At 59.9% G+C, this 12822-nt stretch carries 10 protein-coding genes and 1 tRNA gene; 9 read left to right on the top strand and 2 right to left on the bottom strand.

Features of this window, described 5'->3' with window-relative positions:
- Positions 1-6: 6 nt before the first annotated feature.
- The 6 genes from GIW28_RS04350 to GIW28_RS04325 all read left to right on the top strand — a co-directional run bounded on the left by GIW28_RS04350 (position 7) and on the right by GIW28_RS04325 (position 7343).
- Positions 7-300, top strand: coding sequence for a BolA family protein (locus GIW28_RS04350; RefSeq protein WP_236447670.1), 294 nt, complete (start codon positions 7-9; stop codon positions 298-300).
- Positions 301-575: 275 nt separating this feature from the next.
- A complete protein-coding gene (gene trhO / locus GIW28_RS04345) occupies positions 576-1517 on the top strand; it encodes an oxygen-dependent tRNA uridine(34) hydroxylase TrhO (protein ID WP_017137796.1) in 942 nt (313 codons plus the stop codon).
- Between the two features lie 36 nt (positions 1518-1553).
- Positions 1554-2159 (top strand): DsbA family protein, encoded by a 606-nt coding sequence (locus GIW28_RS04340; RefSeq protein ID WP_177034541.1) that lies wholly within the window; start codon positions 1554-1556, stop codon positions 2157-2159.
- The gene (locus tag GIW28_RS04335) at positions 2149-3951 is read left to right on the top strand and encodes an ABC transporter ATP-binding protein (RefSeq protein ID WP_017137794.1); all 1803 of its coding nucleotides are present in this window, start codon (positions 2149-2151) and stop codon (positions 3949-3951) included. Before GIW28_RS04340 ends, GIW28_RS04335 begins: the two co-directional genes overlap by 11 nt.
- Before the next feature lie 65 nt (positions 3952-4016).
- Complete coding sequence (locus tag GIW28_RS04330) at positions 4017-6491, top strand: EAL domain-containing protein (RefSeq protein ID WP_236447669.1); 2475 nt, start codon at positions 4017-4019, stop codon at positions 6489-6491.
- Positions 6492-6536: 45 nt separating this feature from the next.
- Positions 6537-7343: a TenA family transcriptional regulator gene (locus GIW28_RS04325; RefSeq protein WP_017137792.1), complete on the top strand. Its 807-nt coding sequence runs from the start codon at positions 6537-6539 to the stop codon at positions 7341-7343.
- A gap of 21 nt (positions 7344-7364) precedes the next feature.
- Here GIW28_RS04325 and GIW28_RS04320 read toward each other — a convergent pair whose 3' ends face one another.
- Entirely contained in the window at positions 7365-8291 is a 927-nt protein-coding gene (locus tag GIW28_RS04320; protein WP_017137791.1) for a GGDEF domain-containing protein, read from the bottom strand.
- Positions 8292-8573: 282 nt separating this feature from the next.
- On the bottom strand, positions 8574-9716 hold the full coding sequence (lldD, locus tag GIW28_RS04315; RefSeq protein WP_236447668.1) for an FMN-dependent L-lactate dehydrogenase LldD: 1143 nt from the start codon (positions 9714-9716) through the stop codon (positions 8574-8576).
- A 101-nt stretch (positions 9717-9817) separates the two neighbouring features.
- Here lldD and GIW28_RS04310 point away from each other — a divergent pair, with 101 nt between their 5' ends.
- The 3 genes from GIW28_RS04310 (at position 9818) to GIW28_RS04300 (ending at position 12800) form a co-directional block, all read left to right on the top strand.
- On the top strand, positions 9818-10702 hold the full coding sequence (locus GIW28_RS04310) for a LysR family transcriptional regulator (protein ID WP_099548938.1): 885 nt from the start codon (positions 9818-9820) through the stop codon (positions 10700-10702).
- 86 nt (positions 10703-10788) lie between these two features.
- Positions 10789-10864 (top strand) — tRNA-Asn (locus GIW28_RS04305).
- A 214-nt stretch (positions 10865-11078) separates the two neighbouring features.
- Positions 11079-12800: a ShlB/FhaC/HecB family hemolysin secretion/activation protein gene (locus GIW28_RS04300; RefSeq protein ID WP_236447667.1), complete on the top strand. Its 1722-nt coding sequence runs from the start codon at positions 11079-11081 to the stop codon at positions 12798-12800.
- Positions 12801-12822 lie beyond the last annotated feature (22 nt).

Genomic DNA, 12822 nt, shown 5'->3' with positions numbered 1-12822 from the left:
ACAGGAATGACCATGCAACAGCGTATCGAATCGGCACTCGTCGCCCTGAGCCCGGAATACTTGAGCGTGCTGGATGAAAGCCATATGCACAGCCGTGGGTTGCAGACCCACTTCAAGGCCGTGCTGGTCAGCCAGCAGTTCGAGGGGCTCAACCGGGTAAAGCGCCATCAGAAGGTCTATGCCACCCTGGGTGACCTGATGAGCGAATTCCATGCGTTGGCGCTGCATACCTACACGCCTGACGAATGGGCGAAAATCGACGCAGCCCCGGCCTCGCCGACCTGCGCCGGCGGGCACTGACACTGTGGCGCATGGGCGTTATGTGGTGAGGGAGCTTGCTCCCGTTGGGCTGCGCAGCAGCCCAGATGCCCATCACTGCGATCTTTGTGAAAGGTCACAATCGCCTTATCGGGGCCGCTTCGCAGCCCAGCGGGAGCAAGCTCCCTCGCCACAGTAAAGAGGCGGCCCATAAGCGTCGCCAATTTTGTTAGAATCCGCAACGCGCCGCTTAGCCGGCGCGTTTTTTTTGCATCCGGTTCACCCCTTACGAGGGTAGCCACCTGGAGAGAACACCCATGACTCAACCGATTGTCGTGGCGGCACTGTATAAGTTCGTCACCCTCGAAGATTACGTCGCCCTGCGCGAGCCACTGTTGCAGGCAATGGTCGATAACGGCATCAAAGGCACCTTGCTGATCGCCGAAGAAGGCATCAACGGCACCGTTTCCGGCAGCCGTGAAGGCATTGATGGTCTTATGGCCTGGCTCAAGAACGACCCACGCATGGACGACATCGACCACAAAGAGTCGTACTGCGACGATCAGCCGTTCTACCGCACCAAGGTCAAGCTCAAAAAAGAGATCGTGACCCTGGGCGTCGAAGGCGTTGACCCGAACAAAAAGGTCGGCACCTACGTCGACCCGCAGGACTGGAACGCGTTGATCAGCGACCCTGAAGTGCTGTTGATCGACACGCGCAACGACTACGAAGTGTCGATCGGCACCTTTGAAGGCGCAATCGACCCGAAAACCACCAGTTTTCGCGAATTTCCTGACTATATCAAAGCCAACTTCGACCCGGCCAGGCACAAGAAAGTCGCGATGTTCTGCACCGGCGGCATTCGTTGCGAGAAGGCTTCCAGCTACATGCTCAGCGAAGGTTTCGACGAGGTTTACCACCTTAAAGGCGGGATTCTGAAGTACCTCGAAGAGGTGCCGCAGGCAGAAACCAAATGGCAGGGCGACTGCTTTGTGTTCGACAATCGCGTGACCGTGCGTCACGACCTGAGCGAAGGCGACTACGATCAATGTCATGCCTGTCGCACACCGGTCAGCGTAGAAGACCGCGCGTCCGAGCATTATGTGGCTGGCATCAGTTGCCCGCATTGCTGGGATAAGCTGCCGGAGAAGACCCGTCGCAGCGCCATCGACCGGCAAAAGCAGATCGAACTGGCCAAGGCCCGCAACATGCCGCACCCGATTGGCTTCAACTACAAGCAAACCCCTTCCGAGGCCTGACCCATGCCCGCGCGCCTGCTCTATGTGATGGACCCGATGTGTTCCTGGTGCTGGGGCTTTGCCCCGGTGGCGCAGGCGCTGGTTGAGCAGGCCCAGGCGGCCGGCGTGGATGTGCACCTGGTGGTGGGCGGTTTGCGCACCGGCAGCGGCGCGGCACTCGAGCCGACTACACGGCGCTATATCCTTGAGCACTGGCAGGCCGTTACCGACGCCACCGGCCAGCCGTTCAAGCGCGAAGGCGCGTTGCCCGACGGGTTTGTCTATGACACCGAGCCTGCGTGCCGCGCCATCGTCACCGCGCGCAGCCTGGCGCCCGATTGCGCCTGGACACTGCTGGGGCTGATCCAGCGTGCGTTTTATGTCGAGGGCCGCGATGTGACCCTTGCCAGCGTGCTGGTGGAACTGGCCGAGCAGGCGGGCATTCCGCGCATCGAGTTTGCCGGCGCCTTCGACCGCGCCGAGCAACATGCGGCGACGGCGGCTGACTTTACCTGGGTGCAGGACTTGGGCATCGCCGGTTTCCCGACGCTGCTGGCCGAGCGTAATGGCCAGCTGGCGTTGCTGACCAACGGTTATCAGCCGTTGTCCGAGCTGTCGCCCTTGCTCGCCCGATGGCTGGAGCGTGCCACCTGTGCAGGATGAGCCCAAACGCACCGACCGACTGACTTGGGCGGAAGTTCGCCGCCTGGCCCTGCGTCACAAGAAATCCCTGTGGATCGCCAATGGCGTTGCCGTGCTGGCGACCCTGTGCAGCGTGCCCATCCCTTTGCTGTTGCCGTTGCTGGTGGACGAAGTGCTGCTGGGGCACGGCGATGCTGCGCTCAAGGTGATGAACCACGCGTTGCCACTGGGTTGGCAGAAGGCAGCCGGTTATATCGGCCTGATGCTGTTGGTGACCTTATGCCTGCGCTGCGGTGCGCTGGTGTTTAACGTGGTGCAGGCGCGGCTGTTTGCGCGGCTGGCCAAGGACATTGTGTACCGCATCCGCGTGCGCCTGATCGAACGGCTCAAGCGGATTTCCCTGGGCGAATACGAAAGCCTGGGCAGTGGCACGGTGACCACGCATCTGGTCACCGACCTGGACACCCTGGACAAGTTTGTCGGCGAGACTCTCAGTCGCTTCCTGGTGGCCATGCTCACGCTGGTCGGCACCTCGGCGATTCTGGTGTGGATGCATTGGCAACTGGCACTGTTGATCCTGCTGTTCAACCCCTTGGTGATATACGCTACGGTGCAGTTGGGCAAACGCGTCAAACACCTGAAGAAGCTCGAGAACGACAGCACTTCGCGCTTCACCCAGGCGCTGACCGAAACCCTCGACGCCATCCAGGAAGTGCGCGCCGGCAATCGCCAAGGCTTTTTCCTCGGGCGCCTGGGCCAGCGCGCCAAGGAAGTGCGCGACTACGCGATCCATTCGCAATGGAAAACCGATGCCTCCAGCCGCGCCAGTGGCTTGTTGTTCCAGTTCGGCATCGACATCTTCCGCGCGGCGGCGATGCTCACGGTGTTGTTTTCCGACCTGTCCATCGGCCAGATGCTCGCAGTGTTCAGCTACCTGTGGTTCATGATCGGCCCGGTGGAGCAGCTGCTGAACCTGCAATATGCCTACTACGCGGCGGGTGGTGCGCTGACGCGGATCAACGAGCTGCTGGCGCGGGCCGACGAGCCGCAATATGCCGGCGGCGAAGACCCGTTCACCGGGCGTGAGACCGTCGGCATCGAGGTGCGCGGCCTCAACTTCGGCTATGGCGAAGAGTTGGTACTCAACCAGTTGAACCTGGCTATCGCACCCGGCGAGAAGGTCGCGATTGTCGGCGCCAGCGGCGGCGGCAAAAGTACCCTGGTGCAACTGCTGTTGGGGCTCTATACCCCACAAGCGGGCAGTATCCGTTTCGGCGGTGCTACCCAGCAGGAAATCGGCCTGGCGACCATCCGCGAAAACGTCGCAGTGGTGCTGCAACACCCGGCGCTGTTCAACGACACCGTGCGCGCCAACTTGACCATGGGCCGCGCCCGCAGTGACCAAGCCTGTTGGCAGGCACTGGAAATCGCCCAGTTGGATGCTACCGTCAAGGCACTGCCCTTGGGCCTGGACAGTGTGGTGGGGCGCTCGGGGGTGCGCTTTTCCGGTGGGCAACGCCAACGCCTGGCGATTGCACGCATGGTGCTGGCCGAGCCCAAAGTGGTAATACTGGACGAGGCCACCTCGGCCCTGGACGCAGCCACCGAGTACAACCTGCACCAGGCGCTGGCGCGGTTTCTCAGTGGGCGTACTACACTGATCATCGCCCACAGGCTTTCTGCGGTGAAACAGGCCGACCGGGTACTGGTGTTTGATGGCGGGCATATCGCCGAAGATGGCGACCATCAGCAGTTGATTGCCGATGGAGGGTTATACGCCAAGCTCTACGGGCATCTGCAACAAGTGCGTTGATTTGGCTGAGCTATCGAGAGCGGATTCTCGCGTGCGTATCAAGCAGTGCATGTGCAAGGGACCTCATGAAGCAAAAGCGTACTCTCGCAGCGACGTTAAGCAAGCCTCGGTTGCTGGGCATTGTCTGGCCCTTTATCGCCGTCGTGCTGTTCCAGGCATTGCTGGGCTGCGTCAGCCTCTACATGCTGTCAGCGGTGCGCGGCTATGTAGCAGGCGAGAGCTTGTGGTCCAAGGGCCAGAAAGACGCCATCTACTATCTGAGCCTTTACGCCGATAACCGCGACGAAGCGACGTTCCTCAAATACCGGCAAGCCATCGCCGTGCCCCAGGGCGGCCATGAGCTGCGCGTCGCGCTGGACCGTCCCACGCCCGACCTTGCGGCCGCGCGCCTGGGCATCCTCAAGGGCGGCAACCACCCCGATGACGTGTCCAATCTGATCTGGCTGTACCTCAATTTTCGCCATTTCAGCTACCTGGAAAAAGCCATCGAGTTGTGGACCGTGGGCGATGGTTACCTGGTGCAACTGGATGACCTGGCCCAGGCGATGCACCGGGCGATCCGCAGTGATCAGGTCAGCCCTGGCGACATTGCTGGCTGGAAGACGCGCATCATCGCCATCAACGACGGCGTGACGCCAGCCGCCAAGGCCTTCAGCGATGCCTTGGGCGAAGGTTCGCGGATGATCCTGCGCCTGTTGCTGATCACCAACCTGGCCACCGCCCTGGGGTTGATCGTGCTGGCACTGCTGCGTACCCATAAACTGCTGACCCAGCGCCACGCCTTCGCCACCGCGTTGCAAGCCGAGAAGGAGCGGGCGCAGATCACCCTGGAGTCGATTGGCGACGGCGTGATCACCACGGATGTCGACGGCGCCATTGCCTACATGAACCCGGCGGCCGAGGCGCTGACCCATTGGAAGAACGCGCAGGCCCAAGGGTTGCCGCTGGCGGCGTTGTTCAACCTGCTTGATGAGAACGCCGAGCCCGATGGCTTCGCCCTGATTGAACACATTATCAAGGGTGAACTCAGCGGTGGCAGCGAGCATTCCAAGCTGATCCAGCGCGTGGACGGCAGCACGGTGTCAGTCACCCTGGTAGGTGCCCCGATCCGCAACGCCGGCAAGGTCAGCGGCGCGGTGCTGGTGTTGCACGACATGACCCAGGAGCGCCAGTACATCGCCAACCTGTCGTGGCAGGCGACCCACGATGCCTTGACTGGCCTGGCCAACCGCCGCGAATTCGAGTTCCGGCTGGAGCAGGTGCTGCAACAGGTAGCGCGCCAGCAAAGCGGGCGGCATGCCTTGATGTTCCTCGACCTCGACCAGTTCAAGCTGGTCAACGACACTTGCGGGCATGCGGCGGGCGATGAGCTGCTGCGGCATATCTGTGCGTTGCTGCAATCGGACCTGCGCGAAGGCGACACCCTGGCGCGCCTGGGCGGCGATGAATTCGGCATCCTGTTGGAGAACTGCCCGGCAGCGGTGGCGGAAAAGATCGCTGAAAGCCTGCGCCATACCGTGCAAAGCCTGCATTTTGTGTGGAAGGGCCGGCCGTTCATGACCACCGTGAGCATTGGTCTGGTGCATATCTCGCAATCGCCGACCACCCTGGAAACTTCGCTGCGCGCCGCTGATATGGCCTGTTATATGGCCAAGGAAAAGGGCCGTAACCGGGTGCAGGTCTACCATGTCGATGATTCGGAATTGTCCATGCGTTTTGGCGAAATGGCCTGGGTACAACGCCTGCACATGGCCTTGGAGGAAGATCGTTTTTGCCTCTACGCCCAGGAAATCTCGCCGTTGGGCCATACCGATGGTGGTAATGGTCATATTGAGATACTCCTGCGCCTGCACGACGAGGCGGGTCGGATCATCTTGCCGGACAGTTTTATTCCGGCTGCAGAACGTTACGGTTTGATGACTTCGCTGGATCGTTGGGTCGTGGAAAACGTCTTTAAGATTATCGCCCGTTGTATGCAAGAGCGTGCAGGCCGTCCTATGGCTATGTGTGCGATTAATCTGTCAGGCATAACTATTGGCGATGATGATTTTCTCGGGTTTTTACGTGAGAAATTCGAGGCTTACAGCATTCCGCCGGAAATGATTTGTTTTGAAATAACAGAGACCAGCGCTATTGCCAATTTGGGCAGTGCAATCCGCTTTATTAATGAACTCAAGGCCTTAGGTTGCCATTTTTCACTTGATGACTTTTGTGCCGGAATGTCCTCGTTCGCTTATCTTAAACATTTACCTGTAGACTTCCTGAAGATCGACGGGAGTTTCGTAAAGGATATGCTGGACGACCCGATTAACCGTGCCATGGTCGAAGTGATCAACCACATTGGCCACGTCATGGGTAAGCGCACAATTGCCGAATTTGTTGAAACACCGCTGATCGAGCAAGCTTTACTTGAGATCGGTGTGGATTATGCTCAGGGCTACCTGATCGAACGTCCGCAATTGTTTACCTTTGATAGTCTGCAGTGCCGACCCGTGCGGCCGCAGCCACTGTTGCTAAAGGCGCCCGGCACATTCCGCTGAAGCATTCGACGGTCTGTACAATCACACTAGAAAAGGAGCCCTACAGTGATCGACACCTTCAACCGAACCGGCCCGCTTATGGAAGCCTCGAGTTACCCAGCCTGGGCGCAACAACTGATCCAGGACTGTAGCGAGAGCAAGCGCCGGGTTGTCGAACACGAACTGTACCAGCGCATGCGTGATAACACGCTCAGCGCCAAGACCATGCGCCACTACCTGATCGGTGGCTGGCCAGTGGTTGAACAGTTTGCCTTGTACATGGCACAGAACCTCACCAAGACCAAGTTTGCCCGTCATCCTGGGGAGGATATGGCGCGCCGGTGGCTGATGCGCAATATTCGCGTGGAACTCAACCACGCCGACTATTGGGTGCACTGGGCGCGCGCCCACGGTGTAAGCCTGGAAGAGTTGCAAGCGCAGAACGTACCACCGGAGTTGCACGCACTGAGTCACTGGTGCTGGCACACCAGCTCGGCCGATTCGTTGATCGTGGCGATTGCCGCGACCAACTACGCGATTGAGGGGGCGACTGGGGAGTGGTCTGCCGTGGTGTGTTCGACCGGCGTGTATGCGGCCGCCTTCCCTGAAGAAGACCGTAAACGCGCCATGAAGTGGTTGAAGATGCACGCGCAATACGACGATGCCCATCCTTGGGAAGCCCTGGAAATCATCTGCACCCTGGCCGGGATGAACCCGAGCAAGGCCTTGCAGGTAGAACTGCGTCAGGCGGTGTGCAAGAGCTACGACTACATGTACCTGTTTTTGGAAAGTTGCATGCGGTTGGAGAACGAAAAAGCAAAGGCCCCAGCAGTTGTTCGTGAACGTCAGGTTCGCGCCGCCAGCGAGGCGTGATGTAAGCGTGATGGCGGGGTTTTACCCCGCCATTGCCAAGCGGTTGCGGCCTTCGCGCTTTGCCACGTACAGGGCGTTATCGGCCCGCCGCAACAGGCTTTCTGCCGACTCGGCGGCCAACAGGGTCGAGCAACCCAGGCTCACCGTCAGTTCAATTCGCTTGCCATCGGCCCAATAGTCCTGAGCCTCTGCCGCCCGACGCAGGCGTTCGCCGACCATACCTGCCGCGTCCCGGCCGGTGTTCGACAGCAGGATCAGAAACTCTTCCCCGCCAAAGCGAAACACCATGTCCACATTGCGCAACTGGCTTTTGATCGAGTCGGCGACAGCGCGCAATACGATGTCGCCCGCTGCATGGCCGTGGGTGTCGTTGATTTTCTTGAAGTGGTCAATGTCCAGCATCAACAAAGACAGCGGGCTCAGGTGCCGCCGGGCCATGTCGATTTCCCGTTGCAGCGTCTGGTCCATCGCAATGCGGTTGCCGGTTTCGGTCAGCGGGTCACGCAGGGCGCTGCGGGTGGCGGCGCGGTAGAGCAGGGCGTTACGCATCGGGTACAGCAACGTCGACAGCAGTGACTCAAGTTGCGCCAACTCGTCGTCCAGCAAACGCTGGTTGCGCCGGAATATCAACTCGCCCAGATGCTCGCCTTCATGGCTCAAGGTGTAGCTCACCGAGTGATGCCCGCGATGGCCAAACTCCAGGCGCAAGTCGCTGGCCTCATGGCGATATTGCAGCGCGTCCAGCGGCACCAGCCGCTGAACTTCGCGAAAGAACAGCGCCAGAATGCGCTCCGGCTCAAGGCTGGTTTGCAACTGCTGGTTCAGTTGCTGACGAAGTTGCGCAAGTGTGGTGGGGCGACGTGGAAGCAGGGACGGCTGACCAAACCCCAGGCGTTGCAATTTGGCACTGTCGAAGTCAATTGCGTTGGTCTGGGTCGGTGATTTCATAAGCTGACGGCCTCTAAGCACTTAACTGTCTTACAGGCTGCACGAGAGCGGCAAATGCCAAGCGTCTTACTGTTCCTTCAGTTCCGTAAAACATTGGAAACAGTTTAAACCGCTTTTCCATGGGTTATAACCCCTGGGCCCTGCCACACGTCTTGTCATCGCTTAACCTGCTTGAAAGGGGTTAGAGCGAGATTCATGCCACTTTGTTTAACTTACAAAAACGCCTTATAAATCAACGACTGTTTTAAAAAACTCAACACAGTCGTTGTGCAGTGACGTCAGTTATTTGGCTGTTTGAACCAAGGTGGAGTGGTCAATCTGGTCAATCGAGGTGACGCCGGTCAAGGTCATGGCCACGCGCATCTCCTTGGCGAAGATATCCAGCAGGTTTTCCACCCCGGACTGGCCGGCGGCGGCCAGCGCATACACGGTCGAACGTCCCAGCAGGCAACCCTTGGCGCCCAGGGCGAGCATGCGTACTACGTCGAGTCCGGAGCGAACGCCGGAGTCCACCAGCACCGTGAGATCATCGCCCACGGCCTCGGCAATCGGCGGCAAGGCTTTGGCGGTCGACAACACGCCATCCAGTTGGCGCCCGCCGTGGTTGGAGACCACGATGCCGTCGGCGCCGAAACTCAGCGCGTCCTTGGCGTCCTGGGGGTCAAGGATGCCCTTGATGATCATCGGGCCTTTCCAGAACTCACGGATCCACTCCAGGTCTTTCCAACTGATCGATGGGTCGAAATTATTCGCCAGCCAGCCGATGTAGTCTTCCAGGTGGGTGGGCTTACCGAGGTATTTGGAGATATTGCCCAGATCATGAGGGCGGCCCATCAGGCCCACATCGAAGGCCCATTGCGGCTTGCACACCGCCTGCAGCATCCGGCGCTGCGCCGCATACGGCCCGGACATGCCCGAATGCGCATCACGGTAACGCGCGCCGGGTGTGGGCATATCGACGGTAAACACCAGCGTGGTCACCCCTGCGGCCTGGGCGCGCTCCAGCGCATTGCGCATAAAGCCGCGGTCCTTGAGCACATAGAGCTGGAACCAGATCGACTGCGGGCTTTGCGACGCGACCTCTTCAATCGGGCACACCGACACCGTCGACAGGCAGAACGGAATGCCCTTGTTGGCCGCCGCCTTGGCCGCCTGCACCTCACCACGTCGCGCGTACATGCCGGTCAGGCCCACGGGGCTGAGAATCACTGGCATGGCCAGCTCCTGGCCGAACAGCGTGGTCTTGAGGCTCAGGTTGTCGACATTGCGCAGGATGCGCTGGCGCAGGCTGATCTCGGCCAGGTCCGAACTGTTGGCGCGCAGGGTGTGCTCGGCGTAGGCGCCGCCGTCGATGTAATCGAACAGAAAGCGCGGCAGCTTGCGTTTGGCGGCTGCACGGTAGTCGGCGGCGGACGAGATGATCATGAACGGGTTCTCCACAGAGCTGGGTCGCACCACCATAAGCAAAAAGCTGGCATGATAAAAACAACTTTTATTACTAATACCCAGTCGCTATAGGAATACCGATGAACCTGAGAACCGTGCGGGCCTTTGTCGAAGTGGTGCGCCAGGGCGGTTTCTCCCAGGCAGCGGAGGTGGTGGCCCTGACTCAATCCACCGTGAGCAAGGCGGTCAAGACCCTCGAAGACGAGCTCGGCACGCCGCTGCTCAATCGCCTGGGCCACCGTAACGAGCTGACGGCCGCCGGCGAAATTGCCTACCGCCGCGCCCTGGTACTCCTCGCCGAGCACAACGACCTGGTGGCCGAGATCAACGACCTGCGCGGCCTCAAGCGCGGCGTGCTGCGCATCGGCCTGCCGCCGGTGGGCTGCGGCGTGCTGTTTGCCGCTATGTTCGCGGCATACCGCAGCCGCTACCCGGAGATCGAGATCGAACTCACCGAATACGGCAGCAAAAAACTGCGCGAATGTCTGGAAGCCGGGGAGGTCGACCTTGCCGCACTGCTGTTGCCGGTGGACGAAGCCTTCGACTACCAGCCAGTGCGCAATGAACCGCTGATGGCGGTATTGCCCATCAGCCACCCACTGGCCCAGCGCAAACACATCGACTTCACCGACCTGGCCGATTCACCGTTCATCTTGTTCGAAGCCGGCTTCGCCCTGAACGCCAAGATCCTCGCCGCGTGTGAGCGCAAAGGCGTCACGCCCCGAGTGACCGCGCGCAGCGGGCAAATCGACTTTATCGTTGACCTGGTCTCAGCCGGGCTGGGCGTTGCGTTTCTGCCGCGAATGCTCGCGCTAAAACATCAACACGCGGGTATCGCCTTGATTGCGTTGGACGAACCACACACCGACTGGCATATCGCCCTGGCCTGGCGGGCCAGCGCACACCTGCCACCGGCGGCGCGTGCGTGGCTGGATCTGGCCAAGGAAATGGCCAGCCCGGTGTAGCGGGCTGCAAGCGGAATTTGCAGGAATTCGTCAAAATGCTCCTCAATGCTTGACTTCTTCTTTTTAATCAGTAACATACGGCGCATTCCGCGATAGCTCAGTTGGTAGAGCAAATGACTGTTAATCATTGGGTCCCTGGTTCGAGTCCAGGTCGTGGAGCCAGATAGAGAAAAGCCTGCAGAGATGCAGGCTTTTTTTTGCCTTGGATTTTTTGAAATTTTTGTTAAGTGCATGATTTTAAAAAAACATAATTTTCAAGCTGAGCCTGATTTGTTTCACTTTTGAAACAAATTTGTACATTTTATTGACGCCATCAAAGTGCCATCCTAGAATCGCCGCCCATTGATAGCACAACGCTATGTAGAGGGATCTAGACATGTGGCGTTTGGAACGCCGGACCAGGTTTTGCCTGCTGTCCGTTTTTTTCTGCCTGGGCACCGCCGGATTAGCGCACGCCGCCGCCCCGCAGAACACCCCCGGCATCACCGACCTGATCCGCGACCGTCAGGACCGCCTGCTCGAAGAGCAGCAGCGGCGCCTCGAAGAACTCAAGGATCTGCCCGGTAAATCCGCCGCCCCTGCAGCTCCGGCGACGCCTGCCGACACCCGTTGCTTCCCGATCAAAACCATCGAGCTCGCAGGCGCCGACGCCCTGTCCGTAGACGAGCGCAGCGCGCTGATCAAACCTTACATCGGCCAATGCCTCGGCGTGCCGCAGCTCAACGAAGTGCTCAAGGTCATCACCGACCGCTACCTGGCCAAGGGCCTGGTCACCAGTCGCGCTTATCTGCCACAGCAAGACCTTTCCAGCGGCAACCTCAAAATTCAGGTAGTCGAGGGCAAACTCGAAAGCCTGAAAGGCGCCGAAAGCAGCGGCATCACCGACCGTCAACTGGCGATGAGCTTTCCCGGCAAACAAGGCGAGTTGCTCAACCTGCGTGAAATCGAGCAGATGGTCGATCAGCTAAACCGTTTGCCCTCGAACCAGGCGCAGATGGAACTGGCGCCGGGCAAGGCCGTGGGCGGCAGTGATGTACTGGTCAAAAACACCCCGCAAAAGCCCTGGCGTGTCGGCCTGTCGCGGCACAACGGCGGCCAGCGCAGCACCGGCGAACAACAGTGGGGCGCCAGCCTCGACTGGGACAACCCGCTGGGCTTGGCCGACCAACTTTCGTTGCGTGGCGGCCACGATGCGGTTAGCGATCACCAGAAAACCTCGCGTAATTCGATGCTCAACTACAGCTTGCCCTTCGGCTGGTGGAACCTCACCTACAGCTACACCGAAAGCGAATACCGCTCTCGGGCCGAGGCCAACAACTTCAAGTTCAAGCAGACCGGCGACAGCCAGAGCCACCAGTTGCGCCTGGAGCGTGTCGTTCACCGCGACGCCTTGAGCAAAACCTCCCTGAGCACCGGCGTCGCCTACCTGCGCACCAATAACTTCATTGAAGACAGCAAGCTGGCGCTGAGCAGCAACCGCCTCAGCGAAGCCCAGTTCGGCATCAACCACGGCCGACGTATCGGCAGTGCATTTCTCAACATCGACCTCGGCATGCAAGACGGCATCGGTGCCTTTGACGCCCAGGCCAATCACAACCCGCGCCACGGCCAGGCCGATGCGCGCTACCGCAAATACACGGCCACCGTCAGCTACCTGTACCCGTTCAAGCTGTGGGGCGAGTCCTTGAGCTTCAGCAGTTTGATGACCGGCCAGCACAGCGAAGATGTGCTGTTCAGCCCGCAGCGCATGAGCCTGGGTGGGCAGTCGTCGATCCGTGGCTACAAGGACCAGATGCTGTCCGGCGACAGCGGCGGCTACTGGCGCAACGACCTGCGCTGGAGCCGCCCGGTGACCTGGGCCTGGCTGCAACCGGTGCTCAGCGAATACGGCGCCAGCCTCGGTTATGACCAGGGCGTGATCAGCCGCGACCGTTACAACGCCGAGCAGCATGGGCGCATGAGCAGCAACTCGGTGGAGCTGTTTGCCCGTGGCAAAAACGTCGCCGCCAGCGTGACCTTTGCCCACTCTTTGGAACGACCGGCCGCTATCACAGAGCGTGAAGCGCCGATCTATTTCCGTATGGATTTTTTCCTTTAATTTTTTTACCGCCTTCGGGTAT

This window comes from Pseudomonas sp. PA-5-4B (assembly GCF_021606215.1).
Classification (GTDB): domain Bacteria; phylum Pseudomonadota; class Gammaproteobacteria; order Pseudomonadales; family Pseudomonadaceae; genus Aquipseudomonas; species Aquipseudomonas edaphica.
The sequence above is the reverse complement of the archived record's forward strand: the minus strand, read 5'-3'. Positions and strand labels throughout refer to the sequence as shown.

What these genes read in the sequence shown, in the direction of transcription:
- lldD (WP_236447668.1), bottom strand. Translation starts at nt 9,716, where the DNA reads ATGATCATCTCGTCCGCCGCCGACTACCGTGCAGCCGCCAAACGCAAG.
- GIW28_RS04340 (WP_177034541.1), top strand. Translation starts at nt 1,554, where the DNA reads ATGTGTTCCTGGTGCTGGGGCTTTGCCCCGGTGGCGCAGGCGCTGGTT.
- GIW28_RS04300 (WP_236447667.1), top strand. Translation starts at nt 11,079, where the DNA reads ATGTGGCGTTTGGAACGCCGGACCAGGTTTTGCCTGCTGTCCGTTTTT.
- GIW28_RS04320 (WP_017137791.1), bottom strand. Translation starts at nt 8,291, where the DNA reads ATGAAATCACCGACCCAGACCAACGCAATTGACTTCGACAGTGCCAAA.
- GIW28_RS04310 (WP_099548938.1), top strand. Translation starts at nt 9,818, where the DNA reads ATGAACCTGAGAACCGTGCGGGCCTTTGTCGAAGTGGTGCGCCAGGGC.
- GIW28_RS04330 (WP_236447669.1), top strand. Translation starts at nt 4,017, where the DNA reads ATGAAGCAAAAGCGTACTCTCGCAGCGACGTTAAGCAAGCCTCGGTTG.
- trhO (WP_017137796.1), top strand. Translation starts at nt 576, where the DNA reads ATGACTCAACCGATTGTCGTGGCGGCACTGTATAAGTTCGTCACCCTC.
- GIW28_RS04350 (WP_236447670.1), top strand. Translation starts at nt 7, where the DNA reads ATGACCATGCAACAGCGTATCGAATCGGCACTCGTCGCCCTGAGCCCG.